Origin of the sequence: Photobacterium sp. Ph5 (assembly GCF_022129445.1) — a bacterium.
GTDB lineage: Bacteria > Pseudomonadota > Gammaproteobacteria > Enterobacterales > Vibrionaceae > Photobacterium.
Genome location: NZ_JADQAQ010000001.1, coordinates 38,409 through 56,534, shown reverse-complemented (window position 1 = coordinate 56,534; position 18,126 = coordinate 38,409). Strand labels below are relative to the sequence as shown.

At 41.3% G+C, this 18,126-nt stretch carries 19 protein-coding genes; 17 read left to right on the top strand and 2 right to left on the bottom strand.

Going from position 1 to position 18,126, the window contains the following annotated elements; genetic code table 11:
* Nucleotides 1–8: 8 nt before the first annotated feature.
* The 15 genes from fliQ to I3259_RS00215 all read left to right on the top strand — a co-directional run bounded on the left by fliQ (nucleotide 9) and on the right by I3259_RS00215 (nucleotide 15,426).
* Complete coding sequence (fliQ, locus tag I3259_RS00285) at nucleotides 9–278, top strand: flagellar biosynthesis protein FliQ (RefSeq protein WP_005370314.1); 270 nt, start codon at nucleotides 9–11, stop codon at nucleotides 276–278.
* A gap of 20 nt (nucleotides 279–298) precedes the next feature.
* Nucleotides 299–1,081, top strand: coding sequence for a flagellar biosynthetic protein FliR (gene fliR, locus I3259_RS00280; protein ID WP_238027791.1), 783 nt, complete (start codon nucleotides 299–301; stop codon nucleotides 1,079–1,081).
* 23 nt (nucleotides 1,082–1,104) lie between these two features.
* The gene (flhB, locus tag I3259_RS00275; protein WP_238027790.1) at nucleotides 1,105–2,235 is read left to right on the top strand and encodes a flagellar biosynthesis protein FlhB; all 1,131 of its coding nucleotides are present in this window, start codon (nucleotides 1,105–1,107) and stop codon (nucleotides 2,233–2,235) included.
* 352 nt (nucleotides 2,236–2,587) lie between these two features.
* Complete coding sequence (flhA, locus tag I3259_RS00270) at nucleotides 2,588–4,684, top strand: flagellar biosynthesis protein FlhA (RefSeq protein ID WP_238027789.1); 2,097 nt, start codon at nucleotides 2,588–2,590, stop codon at nucleotides 4,682–4,684.
* Nucleotides 4,685–4,765: 81 nt separating this feature from the next.
* A complete protein-coding gene (gene flhF, locus I3259_RS00265; protein ID WP_238027788.1) occupies nucleotides 4,766–6,442 on the top strand; it encodes a flagellar biosynthesis protein FlhF in 1,677 nt (558 codons plus the stop codon).
* Nucleotides 6,435–7,325, top strand: coding sequence for a MinD/ParA family protein (locus tag I3259_RS00260; protein WP_238027787.1), 891 nt, complete (start codon nucleotides 6,435–6,437; stop codon nucleotides 7,323–7,325). Before flhF ends, I3259_RS00260 begins: the two co-directional genes overlap by 8 nt.
* The gene (locus I3259_RS00255) at nucleotides 7,318–8,040 is read left to right on the top strand and encodes an RNA polymerase sigma factor FliA (protein ID WP_346015660.1); all 723 of its coding nucleotides are present in this window, start codon (nucleotides 7,318–7,320) and stop codon (nucleotides 8,038–8,040) included. Before I3259_RS00260 ends, I3259_RS00255 begins: the two co-directional genes overlap by 8 nt.
* A gap of 64 nt (nucleotides 8,041–8,104) precedes the next feature.
* A complete protein-coding gene (cheY, locus tag I3259_RS00250) occupies nucleotides 8,105–8,476 on the top strand; it encodes a chemotaxis response regulator CheY (protein WP_005370326.1) in 372 nt (123 codons plus the stop codon).
* A gap of 48 nt (nucleotides 8,477–8,524) precedes the next feature.
* Nucleotides 8,525–9,244 (top strand): protein phosphatase CheZ, encoded by a 720-nt coding sequence (locus tag I3259_RS00245; RefSeq protein WP_238027786.1) that lies wholly within the window; start codon nucleotides 8,525–8,527, stop codon nucleotides 9,242–9,244.
* A gap of 9 nt (nucleotides 9,245–9,253) precedes the next feature.
* Nucleotides 9,254–11,500 (top strand): chemotaxis protein CheA, encoded by a 2,247-nt coding sequence (locus I3259_RS00240; RefSeq protein ID WP_238027785.1) that lies wholly within the window; start codon nucleotides 9,254–9,256, stop codon nucleotides 11,498–11,500.
* Nucleotides 11,501–11,576: 76 nt separating this feature from the next.
* Nucleotides 11,577–12,743 (top strand): chemotaxis response regulator protein-glutamate methylesterase, encoded by a 1,167-nt coding sequence (locus I3259_RS00235; RefSeq protein WP_238027784.1) that lies wholly within the window; start codon nucleotides 11,577–11,579, stop codon nucleotides 12,741–12,743.
* A 10-nt stretch (nucleotides 12,744–12,753) separates the two neighbouring features.
* A complete protein-coding gene (locus I3259_RS00230) occupies nucleotides 12,754–13,530 on the top strand; it encodes a ParA family protein (protein ID WP_105060698.1) in 777 nt (258 codons plus the stop codon).
* A complete protein-coding gene (locus I3259_RS00225) occupies nucleotides 13,523–14,473 on the top strand; it encodes a chemotaxis protein CheW (RefSeq protein WP_238027783.1) in 951 nt (316 codons plus the stop codon). Before I3259_RS00230 ends, I3259_RS00225 begins: the two co-directional genes overlap by 8 nt.
* Before the next feature lie 24 nt (nucleotides 14,474–14,497).
* The gene (locus I3259_RS00220; RefSeq protein ID WP_105060696.1) at nucleotides 14,498–14,992 is read left to right on the top strand and encodes a chemotaxis protein CheW; all 495 of its coding nucleotides are present in this window, start codon (nucleotides 14,498–14,500) and stop codon (nucleotides 14,990–14,992) included.
* Nucleotides 14,992–15,426 (top strand): DUF2802 domain-containing protein, encoded by a 435-nt coding sequence (locus I3259_RS00215; RefSeq protein WP_005370338.1) that lies wholly within the window; start codon nucleotides 14,992–14,994, stop codon nucleotides 15,424–15,426. Before I3259_RS00220 ends, I3259_RS00215 begins: the two co-directional genes overlap by 1 nt.
* Nucleotides 15,427–15,429: 3 nt before the next feature.
* Here I3259_RS00215 and I3259_RS00210 read toward each other — a convergent pair whose 3' ends face one another.
* A complete protein-coding gene (locus tag I3259_RS00210; protein WP_238027782.1) occupies nucleotides 15,430–15,738 on the bottom strand; it encodes an EscU/YscU/HrcU family type III secretion system export apparatus switch protein in 309 nt (102 codons plus the stop codon).
* A 3-nt stretch (nucleotides 15,739–15,741) separates the two neighbouring features.
* Nucleotides 15,742–16,602, bottom strand: coding sequence for a hypothetical protein (locus I3259_RS00205; protein WP_238027781.1), 861 nt, complete (start codon nucleotides 16,600–16,602; stop codon nucleotides 15,742–15,744).
* A gap of 115 nt (nucleotides 16,603–16,717) precedes the next feature.
* Here I3259_RS00205 and ccmA point away from each other — a divergent pair, with 115 nt between their 5' ends.
* On the top strand, nucleotides 16,718–17,368 hold the full coding sequence (gene ccmA, locus I3259_RS00200) for a cytochrome c biogenesis heme-transporting ATPase CcmA (RefSeq protein ID WP_238027780.1): 651 nt from the start codon (nucleotides 16,718–16,720) through the stop codon (nucleotides 17,366–17,368).
* Between the two features lie 5 nt (nucleotides 17,369–17,373).
* Entirely contained in the window at nucleotides 17,374–18,042 is a 669-nt protein-coding gene (gene ccmB, locus I3259_RS00195; RefSeq protein ID WP_238027779.1) for a heme exporter protein CcmB, read from the top strand.
* The last annotated feature ends 84 nt before the right edge of the window (nucleotides 18,043–18,126 follow it).

Genomic DNA, 18,126 nt, shown 5'->3' with positions numbered 1-18,126 from the left:
ATGCTTTTATGACGCCAGAAGCTTTTGTTGAGATATTTCAAGAAGCGTTATACATGGTACTTATCATGGTGTGCGCGATTGTTATTCCAGGACTGTTAATTGGTTTAGTTGTGGCTGTATTTCAAGCGGCAACCTCAATCAATGAACAAACATTGAGTTTCTTACCCCGTTTAGTGGTGACGTTACTCGCGCTGATGTTCTTTGGTCATATGATGACGCAAATGCTGATGGATTATTTCTATCGGATTATTGATCAAATTCCACAGTTGCTTTACTAGCAAACGAGCAGCCGTCGATTATGCATTACACCGCAAACCTTTTACTTGATTGGATAGCGAATTATTTTTGGCCTTTTACACGTATCTCATCAATGATGATGGCGATGACGTTTTTTGGGGCGCGCTTTGTTTCACCTAAAATTCGCTTATATTTAGCTTTAGCGATTACATTTGCGGTCTTGCCTGTTTTACCTAAAGTCCCACAAGATATTGAGTTACTTTCTTTAGCTGGGTTTATTGTTACTACTCAGCAATTAATCATTGGTGTAGCAATGGGATTAGTAACACAGTTTATTACTCAAATATTTGTCCTACTTGGTCAAATATTAGGTATGCAATCGAGCTTAGGTTTCGCTTCAATGGTTGATCCTGCGAATGGTCAAAATACGCCCGTATTGGGACAGTTTTATATGTTTTTGGCCATTTTATTGTTCTTAGCAACAGATGGGCATTTAGAAATGTTAAATGCTGTTGTAGTGAGCTTTAAAACCTTGCCGATAGGTGAGGCTATGCTGCAGCCAAAAGATTATTATCAGCTTGCAGGTTGGTTTGGTCATATGTTTAAAGCGGGCGTGAATATGGCGTTAGCGGGGGTGATTGCTTTGCTAACGGTGAATTTGTCGTTTGGCGTAATGACTCGAGCAGCACCACAGCTAAATATTTTCTCGTTAGGTTTCTCATTTGCGTTGTTACTCGGTCTTGCTATTAGCTGGTTTATTGTACTCGGCATCGTGCCGCAATATGAAGCGATATGGCAAGTTGGCTTAGATCAAGTGTGTAGTTTGATCCGAATTGATTGTTAAGTTAAGGCTGGGAGTAAATCAGTATGTCTGATTCTGATGGTCAAGAACGTACCGAAGACGCCACGCCCAGACGGCTTGAGCAGGCGCGAGAGAAAGGTCAAGTTCCGCGCTCAAGAGAATTAGCGTCTGTTGCGGTATTAGTGTCTGGTGCTGTTGGGTTAATGTGGTTTGGTGAAGGGTTAAGTAAAGCTCTGAGTCATATTATGACGGCAATGTTTAGCTTAACGCGCGACGATATATTCGATCTTGATCGTTTATTCGTTATTATTTTAGATTCAATTGTCTATATTCTAGCGCCTTTATTTTTAGTCCTCATATTTTTGTTTGTTGCCGCTTTTATTGGGGCTGCTGGTGTAGGTGGTGTTCGCTTTTCCACTCAAGCAGCCATGCCTAAGTTATCAAAAATGAATCCGCTCAGTGGAATAAAGCGGATGTTTGGTATGCAAAGTTGGGTGGAATTAATTAAGTCGATTTTGAAAGTTGGGCTGGTGGGAAGTATTGCTTGCTATTTAATTTTCTCAAGTTTAGAGGACTTTTTTCAACTCAGTACTGAAGTTTTCCCTGCCAATTACTTCCATGCCTTAGATATATTATTAAACTTTGTTCTTTTAATTTGTTGCTCACTACTCATTGTGGTTGCCATTGATGTGCCATTTCAAATTTGGAATTTTAATCAACAATTAAAAATGACCAAGCAAGAAATTAAAGATGAATACAAAGACTCGGAAGGTAAGCCTGAAGTGAAAGGGCGTATCCGAATGTTACAACGTGAAATGGCTCAGCGACGTATGATGGCAGATGTACCGCAAGCCGACGTGGTAATTACTAACCCAGAGCACTTCTCTGTCGCACTTCGTTATGATCCTAAGTTGGACTCTGCACCCGTCGTGATTGCGAAAGGGGGAGACCATTTAGCACTTAAAATCAGGGAAATAGCCAATAAACATGATATTGATATTGTACCTGCCGCGCCATTAGCACGTGCTATTTATTATACGACCGAATTAGAACAGCAAATTCCAGATGGTTTATTTGTTGCTGTTGCTCAAATATTAGCCTACGTATTTCAGTTAAAAGAATATCGCAAAGGTAAAGGCAAAAAACCAACATTATCAAAAGCTGTGATGGATATACCTGAAGAATTACGCCATTAAAATGACTGGAATAATAATTAAGTATGTTATTACGTATACAGAGTCATTTGTATATTAACCAGAACATACCATTTTAGAATTTTCCTGTTATTAAAATCTATATTTAATTAAATATTTATATTAGACAGAAAGTCACAAATATAGCGTTTGTTTTTATCTTTCGGTTATTAATTTGGTAATCTTTTCGAGCTGTCAAAAAAATGACTTATATGTAAGGCATGATAATTGCTTTATCTTATTTTATGCATTCATGGTTCATCGTCTTTATTAAATAACGGACTATTTAATTATCTTCTTTTGTTTATAAAACGAACATTGATACCAATAATAAAAGAATAGATCACTAGACAGAATGAAGCTTTCAATTCCCTTTGCAGATAGATTACCGCTAGCCAGTATTAAGTCTATGCCCTCAATAGGTGCGCCTATTATGGTATTGGCAACGTTAGCGATGATCATTTTACCAATGCCACCGTTGCTATTGGATATGACGTTTACCTTTAATATCGCTCTTTCATTGGTGGTGTTATTGGTTACTGTGTATACCCGTCGTCCGCTTGACTTTGCTGCTTTTCCTACCGTACTACTTATTGCCACGCTATTACGTTTAGCACTAAACGTTGCTTCTACACGTGTTGTTTTATTGCACGGCCATGAAGGACCTGATGCCGCTGGACAAGTTATTGATGCATTTGGATCGGTTGTTATTGGTGGCAACTATGCCGTGGGTTTAGTGGTCTTCCTTATTTTGATGATCATTAACTTTATGGTAGTAACCAAAGGTGCGGGTCGTATCTCAGAAGTTAGTGCTCGCTTTACCCTTGATGCCTTACCGGGTAAGCAGATGGCGATTGATGCCGACTTAAATGCTGGACTTATCGATCAAGAACAAGCCCGTACTCGTCGTTTTGAAGTGACAAAAGAAGCCGACTTCTATGGTTCTATGGATGGTGCCTCTAAGTTTGTTAAAGGTGATGCCATTGCCGGTATCTTGATCCTCTTTATCAATATCATTGGTGGTTTAATCATTGGTATGGGTCAGCATGGCCTGACATTTGGTCAAGCACTCGAAATTTACAGTTTATTGACCATTGGTGATGGTCTTGTTGCTCAAATTCCATCGTTACTTTTATCCATCGGCGCTGCAATGATGGTAACTCGTCAAAATACTGACGAGGATATGGGGCAGCAAATGTATTTTCAGATGTTTAACAATCCTCAAGCTCTGATCATCACCGGTGTGATTTTATTTGTTATGGGTATTGTTCCAGGTATGCCCCATATTCCTTTCTTACTGCTTGCTGCCATTATTGGTGGTGCTGCTTATTGGCGAATAAAGAAAGAGAAAGAAGAAGCACTTGTTGAGAAACAAGCACCACCGACAGAGCTAGCAACGACTCAACCGCTTAAAGAGCTATCATGGGATGATGTACAGCCTGTTGATACCATTGGTTTAGAAGTGGGTTACCGTTTAATTTCAATGGTCGATAAAGATCAAGGTGGTGAGTTGTTAGAGCGCGTGAAAGGTGTTCGTAAAAAGTTATCGCAAGACTTTGGTTTCCTTATCCCACCGGTTCATATTCGCGATAATTTAGAACTCCCTCCGAACAGTTACCGCATTAGTTTAATGGGGGTTGCTTGCGGTGAAGCAAATATTCACCCAAAAATGGATCTTGCTATTAATCCAGGCCAAGTTTTCGGTTCTATTGATGGTGAAATGACTACCGATCCAGCCTTTGGTCTTGAAGCGGTATGGGTACAAGACTCACAGCGTGAACATGCACAAGCATTAGGTTATACCGTTGTTGATTCAGCAACAGTATTGGCGACCCATTTAAGCCAATTACTGACAAATCATGCATCGCAGCTACTAGGTCATGAAGAGGTACAAAACCTATTAGAAATGTTAGGTCAAACGACACCTAAATTGGTTGATGGTTTTGTTCCTGATCAATTACCTCTTGGGGTTGTGGTGAAAGTGATGCAGAACTTATTAAATGAAGCTATTCCACTGCGTGATATTCGAACTATTGTCCAAACTTTGTCGGAGTACTCCAGTAAGAGTCAAGATCCTGACATATTAACCGCTGCTGTTCGTATTGGTCTGAAACGATTAATTTGTCAAGAAATCAATGGAATAGAAGTTGAGCTGCCAGTGATTACCTTAGTTCCTGAATTGGAACAAATATTGCATCAAACCATGCAATCTGCTGGTGGCGAATCTTCAGGTATTGAGCCTGGATTAGCGGAGCGCTTACAACGTTCATTAACAGAAGCGACTCAACAACAAGAATTGAAAGGTGAGCCTGCGGTATTGTTGACCTCAGGTGTGTTGCGTTCAACATTAGCTAAATTTGTTAAAAATACGATCCCAAGTTTACGGGTATTGTCATATCAGGAAGTGCCTGATGAAAAACAAATTCGAATTGTGAACGCGGTAGGTAATTAATGTTAGTGGTTGTAGATGCGGCCTAAGCCCTTTCTGAGATAGGACGATATTTTGAAAATTAAACGATTTTTTGCCAAGGATATGAGAACGGCACTTAGCGAAGTCAAAGAAGAGCTTGGGCCTGATGCCGTCATTATGTCGAATAAGAAAGTTTCTGGTGGTGTTGAGATTGTGGCTGCCGTGGATGTTGATACAACGCCTCCTGCTGCGCCAAATACTCAGCACCGTTCTCGTGACGAAGTTTCTCAAGGGTTAAGTCAAGCAAGACGTAAACTTGCTGATGACAAGGTACAGTTGAACCAATCCACGGTGCAGAAATTTGCTAGTGTGTTACAAAACTATGCCTCAACCCAAGAGCACAATGAGCAACCTAATGAGGTTGACTCTCTTAGTGCATTACTTGATCGCCAATCTAAATTGCGCGAGCAAGGGGATAGTCACAGCTTATATTCAGAAGCGAATGCATTTCGAAGTGACCATAAGCCAGCCTACAGTTCACAAAATGAACGAGCATCGCAACGAAAGGCAGACGGTTACTCTCGTTATTCTGACCAACATTATGCTGATACTCCTTCATCACGTGATAACCGTTCACCATCAACATCGCCATTATTTCAGCGTCGTCAGCCTGAAACGAATAAGCATGATTTAGATATCGGGGATTACCGTCGTCCATCATCAAAGCAATATGAACGCGATCTATCAGTCGGTCGTGGGTTATTTGATAACCATGATCATAGTATGAATGGACGTGAACAGTCACCGCAAAAACCACGATTAGATCCTTCTCGTTACGAGTCTAAAGCACAACCGAGTAAAGATGAGCTGGATCAAGTGCGATCTGAAATGATCTCGATACGTCGCTTATTAGAACACCAGCTATCAGGCTTAATGTGGCAAGAAGTTGAACGCCGTGAACCAATGCGCGCCATGATGATTAAACGCCTTGAAAAAATGGGACTATCAGAGCAATTAGCCGATCAATTAGCGTGTTATATTCCTGAAGATATTCAACCCAATGAAGCATGGCCTGCATTACTTGATTTGTTGTCGGATCAAATTATTACCACCGACGATTGTATTTTAGATACTGGCGGTGTGGTGGCTTTATTAGGCCCAACAGGTGTAGGTAAAACCACGACTATAGCCAAGTTGGCAGCACGAGCGGCAATGGAATTTGGTCCTGATCAAATTGCTCTAGTAACGACAGACACATATCGTATTGGCGCCCATGAGCAATTAGCGACTTATGGTCGAATTATGGGTTGTCCGGTAAGAGTTGCTAAAGATGCTGAAGAACTTGCCGATATCTTACATCAGTTGCGACATCGTCGATTGGTATTACTTGATACTGCAGGGATGGGGCAGCGTGATATTCGATTATCTGAACAGCTAGACACATTAATGAAAAACAGCGGAGCGCATATTCGTAGCTACTTAGTGATGCCAGCGACATCACAGCGTCGAGTGTTGCAGGAAACGATTGAACATTTTCGCCGTATTCCGCTTTCTGGTTGCGTATTAACAAAGCTTGATGAGTCATTAAGTTTAGGAGAGATCATCTGCGTGGCGATTCAAAATGCATTACCTATCGCTTATTTAGCGGATGGTCAGCGTGTACCAGAAGATATCAAAATAGCGTCGGGGAACTACCTAGTGTCACGCGCGAATGAATTATTGGAGTTAGAGATAAGCCAACAATCACATTTCTGGTCTAGTGATAGTTCAGATAATAAGGCGGCAGATTATTATGATTGAGAGCAGAATGTACGATCAAGCAAGCGGTTTACGTCGAATGACTCAGTTAACCTCAACCAAAGTGATTACAGTTACTGGGGGGAAAGGTGGTGTCGGTAAAACCAATGTTACGCTAAACATGGCGATGTCGATGGCACGTCAAGGTAAGCGCGTTATGGTATTGGATGCTGATCTTGGTCTTGCGAACGTTGATGTGATGCTAGGGCTTCGCGCTGGACGTAATTTATCTCATGTTTTAGCGGGGATCTGTGAGCTTGAAGATATCATTATCGAAGGCCCATATGGTTTGAAAATTATTCCTGCTGCCTCGGGTACCCAAAATATGGCAGAGTTAACACCAGCACAGCATGCGGGGTTAATTCGAGCATTTGGTAATTTACAAGACGATCTCGATTTTCTCTTGGTAGATACCGCCGCAGGTATTTCAGACATGGTGCTGAGTTTTGCTCGTGCAGCACAAGATGTCGTCGTTGTGGTATGTGATGAACCGACATCAATTACTGATGCTTACGCATTGATTAAAATTTTAAGCCGTGAATATGATGTTCAACGCTTTAAAATTGTAGCCAATATGGTACGTAGTTACCGTGAAGGGCGCGATCTGTTTACTAAATTGACGCGCGTTACTGAGCGATTCTTAGATGCTAATCTAGAGCTCGTGGCTTGTATTCCCCTTGATGATAATGTTAGACAAGCCGTTAAACGTCAGAAAATAGTGGTAGAGGCGTTCCCTCGTAGCCCTGCAGCACTGGCGCTAAATTCATTATCAACTAAAGCGATGACATGGCCTATTCCTCATAATCCTGGCGGACATCTTGAGTTTTTTGTTGAACGTTTGTTAATAAAACGCTCTCAGGCCATGGAGGTACCATATAGTGAATAAAGCGATGGCTTACGGTCAATACCAACAGAGCCCACAAGCATTTATCGAACGTTACTCATCGTTAGTTAAACGTATTGCTCATCACCTAATGGTGCGTTTACCTCCAAGTGTATTAGTGGAAGATTTAATTCAAGCAGGCATGATTGGCTTGCTTGAAGCGCAACAAAATTACGATCCTACGAAAGGCGCAAGCTTTGAAACGTTTGCTGGTATTCGTATTCGTGGGGCCATGCTTGATGATATTCGTCGTGGTGATTGGGTTCCTCGTTCGGTATATAAAAATAGCCGAAAGATAAGTGAAGCCATATCTCACCTTGAAAATGAATTAGGACGCGATCCTAATGACCAAGAAATTGCGCAATATCTCGATATGCCGTTAGAACAGTATCATCAAGCATTAAATGATGTTAATTGTGGACGCTTAGTCGGTATTAGTGATCTTGGGGTGGCAGAAGATACCGTCGCGAACGAAGAAAGTATTGGCGAAAACACCCCCCTTCAAGGTGTTGTTGATGATAATTTTCGTGCGTCACTGGCTGAAGCGATAAAGACCCTACCTGAACGAGAGGCGTTAGTGTTATCACTTTACTACGATGAAGAACTTAATTTAAAAGAAATTGGTGCGGTGATCGGTGTTAGTGAATCACGAATTTGTCAGATACACAGCCAAGCAATGCAACGATTACGCGCAAAATTAACAGCATGGACTGCTTAATAATTATTTATTTTTAGAACTAGAAGAACGCTGGCTCTCAGTGGAGGCAAACTTGAATAAAAACATGAAAATTCTCATTGTTGATGATTTCTCAACAATGCGCCGTATTGTTAAAAACCTGCTTCGTGATTTAGGTTTTAACAACACTTTAGAAGCGGATGATGGATTAACAGCTTTACCAATGCTTAAAAAGGGTGATTTCGATTTCGTCGTGACGGATTGGAATATGCCTGGTATGCAAGGGATTGATTTACTTCGCCATATTCGTTCTGATGATCAACTGAAGCATTTGCCTGTATTGATGATTACTGCTGAAGCAAAGCGTGAGCAGATCATTGAAGCGGCGCAAGCAGGTGTTAATGGCTATATTGTTAAACCCTTTACCGCTGCAACGTTGAAAGAAAAATTGGATAAAATTTTCGAACGTTTGCAGTAACGATTGCTAACAATAATCATCAGTAGTGCATAAGGACGATAAAGAAGCATGATTTCACTTGAACAGGCAAAACAGCTTGTCAGCTTGCTAGAAAATGGACAACAAGCTGAAGCCAATTCGCTTGTACAAACATTAGTTGCCGATAGCCATGAACCAATGTTTGCAGAGGTGGGTAAAATTACTCGCCAGTTGCATGATTCTTTAATTAATTTTCGTCTTGATCCTCGGGTTAACGATTTGGCGAAAACTGATATTCCTGATGCTCGCGAACGATTGCTTTATGTTATCGATAAAACGGAGCAAGCCGCAAATAAAACAATGGATGCGGTTGAAAGCACGTTACCTATTGCTGATAAACTGCATGAAACGTTATTGCAAGTGCATCCTCAGTGGCAGCGCTTAATGGCAGGTAAGATTGGCCTTACTGAATTTAAAGCATTGTGTCACGATATTGATTTATTACTTGTTCAAGTTGAAGGTGATAGTAGCACACTGCGTACCCATCTTACTGACATCCTTATGGCTCAGGACTACCAAGATCTTACAGGACAAATCATTCGACGAGTCATTGAGTTAGTTCATGAAGTTGAAGATAGGTTAGTTGAAATTCTAAAAGCTTTTGGCATGGAGCAAGACGCGAATACTGTGATTGATGATAAAAAAGACGCCTTAAAGCCTGAAGGGCCAATCATTAATCCAGAACAACGAAATGATGTTGTTGAATCACAAGATGATGTTGATGATTTACTTTCGAGTCTTGGATTTTAGGGGAAATTTATGAGCTTTGATTTAGACGAAGATATCCTGCAGGACTTTTTAATAGAAGCCGGCGAAATTCTTGAATTGCTTTCTGAACAATTGGTCGAGCTTGAACGAAGCCCCGATGATTCTGAGCTATTAAATGCGATTTTTCGTGGTTTCCACACAGTAAAAGGTGGCGCAGGGTTTCTTTCTTTAACTGAACTGGTTGATGCATGTCATGGTGCTGAAAACGTGTTTGACTTGCTGCGAACAGGAAAGCGTAGCGTAACATCTGAGTTGATGGATGTTATTTTAGAAGCGCTTGACTGTATCAATGTGATGTTTGAACAAGTTAAAGAGCATCAGCCTCTTGATCGTGCCGAGCAGCGTTTATTAGATGCTTTGCATTATTATAGCCAGCCAGCAACCGCAGACGAGCTAGCCCCAATTTCTACGCCGGTTGAAGCGCCACCGGTTGATATTATTGAAGAAGTGACGTCAGAGCCTGTGATCACGTCAAACAATGATAATGTTACTGCTGGCGACAGTGTTGATGACATGACCCAAGATGAGTTTGATCGCTTACTTGATGAACTTCATGGTGCCGGTCAAAGCCCATCCAAGGCAACGACACCAGAACCAACTGCGCAAAATAATGTAGAAGCACAATTAAATTTTGATAGCGGTGATATTACTGATGATGAATTCGAACGTTTGTTAGACGAATTACACGGTTCTGGTAAAGGGCCGGGGAATAGTGATACGCCTTCGTCGGGTGTTGCAACACTATCATCGTCAACAGCATCGCCAGTAACACCATCATCGTCTACCGTACCAGAAGATACTGGTGCTGGTGGTAGTGATGATTTGATGACAGATGATGAATTTGAACGTCTACTTGATGAATTACATGGTGCAGGTAAAAGCCCTTCTCTAGAAGAACAAGCGACTGCTGCGCAATCTACAGCTAATGATTTAACTGAGATTGAAGTACCTGTTCCTACGGCTCAGTCAACAGTGATAGTTACTCCGCCTCCCGCATCTGCGGTACATCAACCGCCAGCAGAGCGCTCAGGTAAACCTGCTGCGGTCAAAGAGAAGTCAAAACCACAAGCAGATGCGACTGTTCGTGTTGATACCTCAACGCTTGATACCATTATGAATATGGTCGGTGAATTGGTTTTAGTACGAAATCGTTTAGTTAGCCTTGGTTTAAACACCAATGATGAAGAAATGTCGAAAGCAGTATCAAATCTTGATGTTGTAACGGCAGATCTTCAAGGCGCTGTGATGAAAACCCGCATGCAGCCAATCAAGAAAGTATTCGGTCGTTTTCCTCGTGTTGTACGTGATTTAGCGCGTAGCTTAAAGAAAGATATCGTACTGGAAATGCGTGGTGAGGAAACAGATTTAGATAAAAACTTAGTGGAAGCTCTTGCTGATCCTCTGGTCCACTTAGTACGAAACTCTGTAGATCATGGTATTGAAATGCCTGAAGTTCGTGAACAGGTAGGTAAGCCTCGCACAGGAACAGTATTATTGTCAGCATCACAAGAAGGTGATCATATTTTACTTACCATCGAAGATGATGGTGGCGGTATGGATGCAGAAAAGCTCCGCAGCATTGCCGTTGAACGCGGTGTGATGGATGCTGATGCCGCTTCTCGTATCACTGACAATGAAGCGTATAATCTCATTTTTGCGCCTGGCTTCTCGACCAAAAAAGAAATCTCTGATATCTCTGGTCGTGGTGTCGGAATGGATGTTGTAAAAACAGGGATTAATCAGCTAAATGGCTCAATTCACATTGACTCGGTGTTAGGAAAAGGCACCCGAATTGATATTAAAGTACCGTTAACATTAGCTATTTTACCTACATTAATGGTGGGTGTTGGCGAACAACCCTTTGCACTACCGCTGGCGAGTGTGAATGAAATATTCCATCTTGATTTGAATAAAACCAATACAGTTGATGGGCAGTTAACAATTATTGTTCGTGATAAAGCGATCCCACTGTTTTATCTACAAGATTGGTTGTCAAATATGACAGTCGGTACGAATAAAGATCGTGGGCATGGTCATGTCGTTATTGTTCAAATTGGTCATCAGCGTATTGGTTTTGTGGTTGATACCTTAATCGGTCAAGAAGAAGTCGTGATAAAACCACTAGATAGCTTACTTCAAGGTACGCCTGGTATGGCAGGTGCAACAATTACCAGTGATGGTCATATTGCATTAATTCTTGATGTGCCAAGTTTATTAAAACACTACGCTGGTCATTAATTAGCACGACAAATAATAATAAAAGAGGGGGGCGATGACCCCCTTTGTTTAAGCGTTTCAACGGGATGAAAGTAACATGGCAGTTAAAGTATTAGTAGTTGATGACTCAAGTTTTTTCCGTCGAAGAGTAAGTGAAATAATTAATGCTGATAGTCGGTTGGAAGTTGTTGGCAATGCCGTTAATGGCAAAGAAGCGGTAGAGTTAACCCAAAAACTGCAACCTGATGTGATCACAATGGACATCGAAATGCCCGTAATGGATGGTATTACAGCCGTTCGCGAGATCATGAAAGTTTCACCAACTCCGATCTTAATGTTCTCTTCGTTAACTCATGATGGTGCAAAGGCGACGCTTGACGCCCTTGATGCTGGTGCGTTAGATTTCTTGCCAAAGAAATTTGAAGATATTGCGCGTAATCGTGATGAAGCCGTGGAACTGCTTCAAAAACGTGTTGCAGAGCTTGCACGTAAACGTATTTTTATGCGCCGAAGCGCTACTACGCGTTCAACATCTACTCCATCATCGCCATTAACAAGTACTCATACATCGACGACGAAACCAACGCTAACGTCACGCTTGCAGGCTGAACCTTCACCTGTTTCATCTTCAAGAAGTGTCCGTACATCTGTTGTAAAACCTGCATTACGTTTTAAAGCGTCAGGAAAGAAATACCAGATTGTCGCAATTGGTACGTCCACTGGTGGCCCTGTCGCATTACAAAAAATATTGACTCAACTCCCCGCTAACTTTCCATATCCAATAGTGCTTATTCAACACATGCCTGCGACATTTACCGCAGCTTTTGCGGCACGATTAGATCAGCTGTGCAAAATTGGAGTTAAAGAAGCGGAAAATGGAGATATGTTGAAACCCGGTATGGCGTATCTCGCTCCAGGTGGTAAACAAATGATGCTTGATGGTCGACCTGGCGCATCAAGGTTACGTATTATTGATAGCGGTGAGCGCATGAATTATAAACCATGCGTTGATGTAACATTTGGTTCTGCGGCTAAAGTTTTTCAAGATAAAGTCCTATCTATGGTATTAACCGGTATGGGCGCTGATGGTCGAGATGGTGCAAGAATGCTAAAAAATAGTGGTTCAACTATTTGGGCGCAAGATGAAGACAGTTGTGTGGTATACGGTATGCCTCAAGCTGTTGCTAAAGCGGGCATATCAAGCCATGACTTACCTTTAGATCGTATTGCTGAATGTATATTAATCGAATTAGGTTTACAGTGAGGATCAAGGGGTGATTGTTTGGAGTATTGCTAATCAAAAAGGTGGGGTGGGGAAAACCACAACCACGATTACATTAGCAGGATTGCTGAGTGAGCAAAATAAGCGTGTTTTATTAGTCGATACCGATCCACATGCATCGTTAACAACGTATTTAAATTTTGATTCAGAGCAAGTACCCGCGAGTTTATTTGATTTGTTTCAATTACCCGTAGTGAATAAAGCCAGTGTAAAACCACTTATTCTTAAAACTGCATTTAATAATATTGATATTATTCCTGCCCATATGTCACTGGCAACACTTGATCGTGTGATGGGAAATCGCAGTGGTATGGGGTTAGTGTTAAAAAAAGCGCTACACAGCTTGGTTGATGATTATGATTACGTACTGATAGATTGCCCACCCATTTTGGGGGTGATGATGGTCAATGCATTAGCGGCGAGCGATCGCATTCTTATACCTGTACAAACAGAGTTTTTAGCTATGAAAGGCTTGGAAAGAATGATGAGAACGTTACAAATTATGCAGCGTTCTAAGCCGTCTGGTTTTAATGTTACGATTGTTCCAACCATGTACGATAAACGAACACGGGCATCACTCCAAACATTGCAAGAACTCAAGGTTCGTTTCCCTGAACAAGTTTGGGCGTCAGCGGTACCTATTGATACAAAGTTCCGTGATGCTAGTATCAAACATATGCCACCATCATTATATGCCAGAAATTGTCGTGGTGTGTTTGCTTACAAAACGTTATTAAAATATGTAGAACGGTTAGACAATCATGCATAGTAAGCCACTTTCAAGTGATCAAGCTTTAGATGATTATTTTTTTGATTTATTAGAAGAATCAAATGAAGTTGCTGTATCTGCGGAGATTCAAGATCCTGTTTTAGACGTCGATAAACTAAGTATTGAAAATGTTGAAGTAGCACCGACGTTAACTCAACCTAAGTTAAATGTATTAAAGCCACAGCCTAATGTTGCTGTTGATTATGCAGAGCCGTCAAATCGACAAGATATTGAACGTCTATTGAGTAAAGTTGATGAAAATTATGTTGATGATATTCAAGAAAATGTCGTACAAACTGCAAATCCACAACAAATTGTTTCAGAAACAGAACAAGTAATACCAGAGCAACTAACTTCTATTAAAGAAGTAGAGACTACGTGTGCTAGTGCTGAAAATATAGCGGAAGATACCGTTGAAACAGAGGTTATTGAAACCGCTACAATTGCTGAAGATGCAGGGTTAATTCCACCAGACCAGTGGACACATCATGGGATGGAGCAGGCGTTTCAAGCGCTATTTTTTGAAGTTAATGGTGTGACATTTGCAGTTGCACTCACGGAATTGGGAGGTATTCATCAACTTGGTGAGCTAAACCGTTTATTAGGCCGTCCACATTGGTATTTAGGTTTACAGTCAACACGCGAGCAAAAGTTAGATGTAGTTGATACCGCCCGTTGGGTGATGCCAGAGAAGCTAATTAGTGATGAGTATCGAGAGAATTATCGTTATATTGTGATGCTTGGCGATAGCCAATGGGGGCTGGCTAGCGATAAACTGCATGGCACCAAGGTGCTGAATGGAAATGATATTCGCTGGCGAGAGAAGGCTGGAAAACGCCCTTGGCTTGCTGGCATGGTAAAAGATAAAATGTGTGCACTTATCCATGTTAATGCGTTGATCGCAATGCTAAATAATGGATTGGATGTAAATAGTATTGAGTAATACAGGACCTTAAGAGGGAATAGCATGTCACAGGTAAATATCGCTGAGATCCAAAAAGACGGAGCGAATGATCAGGTTCTGCAATGGGTGACATTTCAGCTAGAAGATGAAACTTACGGTATTAATGTTATGCAAGTCCGTGAGGTTTTGCGCTATTCAGAAATCGCGCCGGTTCCAGGTGCACCCGATTATGTGCTCGGTATTATTAATCTTCGCGGCAATGTTGTTACTGTTATCGATACACGTTCGCGCTTTGGATTAGTTCCAGGTGAGATTTCTGATAATACGCGCATTGTGATTATTGAAGCAGAAAAACAAGTGATTGGTATTCTTGTTGATAGTGTTGCTGAAGTGGTTTATTTACGTAGTTCTGAGATTGATAGTACGCCAAGCGTCGGTACCGAAGAGAGCGCTAAGTTTATTCAAGGTGTAAGCAACCGCGAAGGGCAATTACTTATTTTAGTTGATCTTAATAAGCTGCTATCTGATGAAGAGTGGGATGAGATGGCGTACTTGTAATGAATACTGTTCTGCTACAGTGGATACCTACTGTTATCAGTGTATTGGCGGTTATAATCTTTACTGTGTTATTGCTTCGCGAGCGTAAAGCGCGACGGAGTTTAGAAACAAAATTTGCCGCCATTGAAACTGTATTGAAAAATGCGCGTTTGCAAAATGAACGCTTGAATAAAGAGTTCAATGAATTGCGTGCAGGGACAATGGGTATGAGCCACAAACTGGCTGATATGTCACATCAGTTAGAAGTGGTTGAAGATCGTCAAACAGAGATCATGATGAACGATCCCGAAGGACGTTTATATAGTCGTGCCAGTAAAATGGTGGAGTTGGGCGCTGATGTTCATGAATTGATGAATGAATGTGATTTACCTAAAGCAGAAGCTGAATTACTCCTTCGTTTACAGCAGACAATGCAAAAACACCGTCGCCGCTAATAATTATACTGATACATCAATATCTTCAAGCCCTTCCCATCCCGGAGGGGTTTTTCCGTTTAAGTACCATGAAAAGGCAATCAGTTCAGCAATAATCAAATATAACTCTTGTGGGATTTCATCGCCGACATCGAAGCTATTTAGATATTGTGCCAGTATGGGATCTTGATGAATTAAGCCACCTTGTTGTTTTACTTGTTCAATAATATGTTCAGCCAATTGCTGGTGGCCTTTGGCTGTAATATAAGGCGCTTTTTCACCATCATATTTAAGTGCAATAGCATGTGTGGCTGTTTTTTTATCTGCAGTCATAACTCACACTTTAATTAATAAGCCGCTAGAAGGCGCTGGATAGTCATCTGGAGCTTTCGCTGAGGCTTGTAGAAATTTAGGGGCTTCGCAGTTTATACCTAACTGTGCCATACGAGAAAAAAGTAGTGGAGAGGACATCTCTATTTTATCTAATAATAATGGATTAACCGTTTCGAATAACGTTGTTAATGTGCTGTTTTTCCATTGAGCTGTAATATTTAGTATATCTATTACACCAATAGGTAATGCCAATTTGACCGTCCAACAGGAGTTGATATTCTTGTCAGCATTTGAGTTTGAATCTTCGTACTCATTTTTTATTTTAATATCAATAGATTGATTGTTATTTATCGGCCATTGTAGATAGATGCTATTGGTATCTTGTGCCCGTTGTGTTTCAGGCCCTCGCTGCTCTGCAGCAAGCCTTAACAGAGCAGGAATATCTTGTTGTTGTTCAGGGGTTAATGCTTTTAGCCATTGGTTTAATTGGCTTTGTGGCTGAGATAGTTGCTGTAATAACAGGGCTAAAGGTTTTCGTTCTCCACCTTGTTGTAACCAAGCAATTAAGCTGGCTTGATTCTGAGGTGCAAAGAGTTGTTGGAAAATAGTATTAAGGCTGTTAGAAGGTGATACGGCTAATTTAGCTGTACCAGAGTTTAACGGGTTAGATAAAAGTGTAACTAAACGTTGCAAGCTGTTTATGGATAACAATAATTGCGGCAATTGGGAAACAAGATTCTGGTCTTTTCCTCCAGTGCTCGTAAATAGTGGCGCTTGGCTCTTTATATTACCTGATGGCGGTTTCTCAATTTGGGCAGCTTTTGCTGCGCTAGGGGAGTGAGGTGGCGTTGAATTGATGCGCATTTATTTCACATTTACTTACGTTAGTTAACGATGAATATGTCCGTAGCTTAGCTAAATTATTAGCCATTGTGGTATCATGCGGACTGATTTGTGACACCTAGGATACATCATTTATATGTTGTCTGTAGCAGACTTAAGCTGCGTTCGTGACGAACGTTTATTGTTTGATGAACTCAGTTTCACTATATCAAGTGGCGAGTTGGTTCAAATAGAAGGCCATAATGGCGCAGGTAAAACCACACTGTTACGTATTATTGCAGGGTTAGGCCGTGCCGATAGTGGACAGGTTTTTTGGAATCAAGAAGATATTCAGGCTGCTCGAGAAGATTACCATCAAGAGTTGTTGTTTCTTGGTCATCAAACTGGTGTAAAACGTGAACTTACCGCCTTTGAGAACTTGGCTTTTTTTCAAGCAATGCATAAATGCAATCAAGGCTCAGATCTCAAGGGTTCACCACAAGTTACGGGTAAGGACGCATTATGGAAAGCATTGGCACATGTAGGGTTAGCTGGTCGTGAAGATGTACCCGCTGGACAACTATCTGCCGGTCAACAACGCCGTGTTGCATTAGCGCGTTTATGGTTAAGTAATCATAAATTATGGGTGCTTGATGAGCCATTAACGGCGATTGATAAGCAAGGCGTTAAGGTACTTGAAAACTTGTTTTTATCTCATGTAGAACGTGGTGGGATGGTGTTATTAACCACTCACCAAGATATGTTTACCGATAGTAATCACTTACGAAAAATTAAGTTAGGGCAGTGATCGCGGTGTTTAATTCTATTATTCAAATTATTCGTCGTGAATTGTTAATTGCTTTTCGTCGACGTGCAGATGTCATGAATCCATTGTGGTTCTTTATTATTGTGATCACTTTATTTCCATTAAGTATCGGTCCTGAGCCTAAATTGTTGGCGCGTATTGCCCCGGGGATCATTTGGGTTGCAGCATTGTTAGCGGCGTTATTATCAATGGAGCGTTTATTCCGTGATGATTATGCTGATGGTTCGCTTGAGCAAATGTTATTAATGCCAGCACCATTGGCTGTATCTGCTTTTGCTAAAATGGTTGCACACTGGTTATTGACAGGCTTACCGCTAATTTTAATCAGCCCCTTATTGGCGATTTTATTATCGCTGAACTGGGATACATGGGTTGCAGTTGTACTTACCTTGCTTGTAGGTACGCCAACATTAAGCTTTTTAGGGGCAATTGGTGTTGCTTTAACGGTTGGATTACGAAAAGGTGGCGTTTTGTTGAGCTTGCTCATATTACCGTTATATATACCTGTGCTTATATTCGCGACCTCTGCAATAGAAGCGGCAGGCCTAGGGATGGCGTATAACGGTCAATTAGCATTAATGGCCGCAATGTTGGTGGCGTCTTTAACGTTAGCACCGTTTGCTGTGGCAGCCTCACTGAGGATCAGTGTGAACTAAATCAATAATGGGAGCGGAGTTACCTCCTATTTTGTGTATTTACCCAACAGGTAGAGATTTGTAAGGTTAAGTGATGTCACTAAA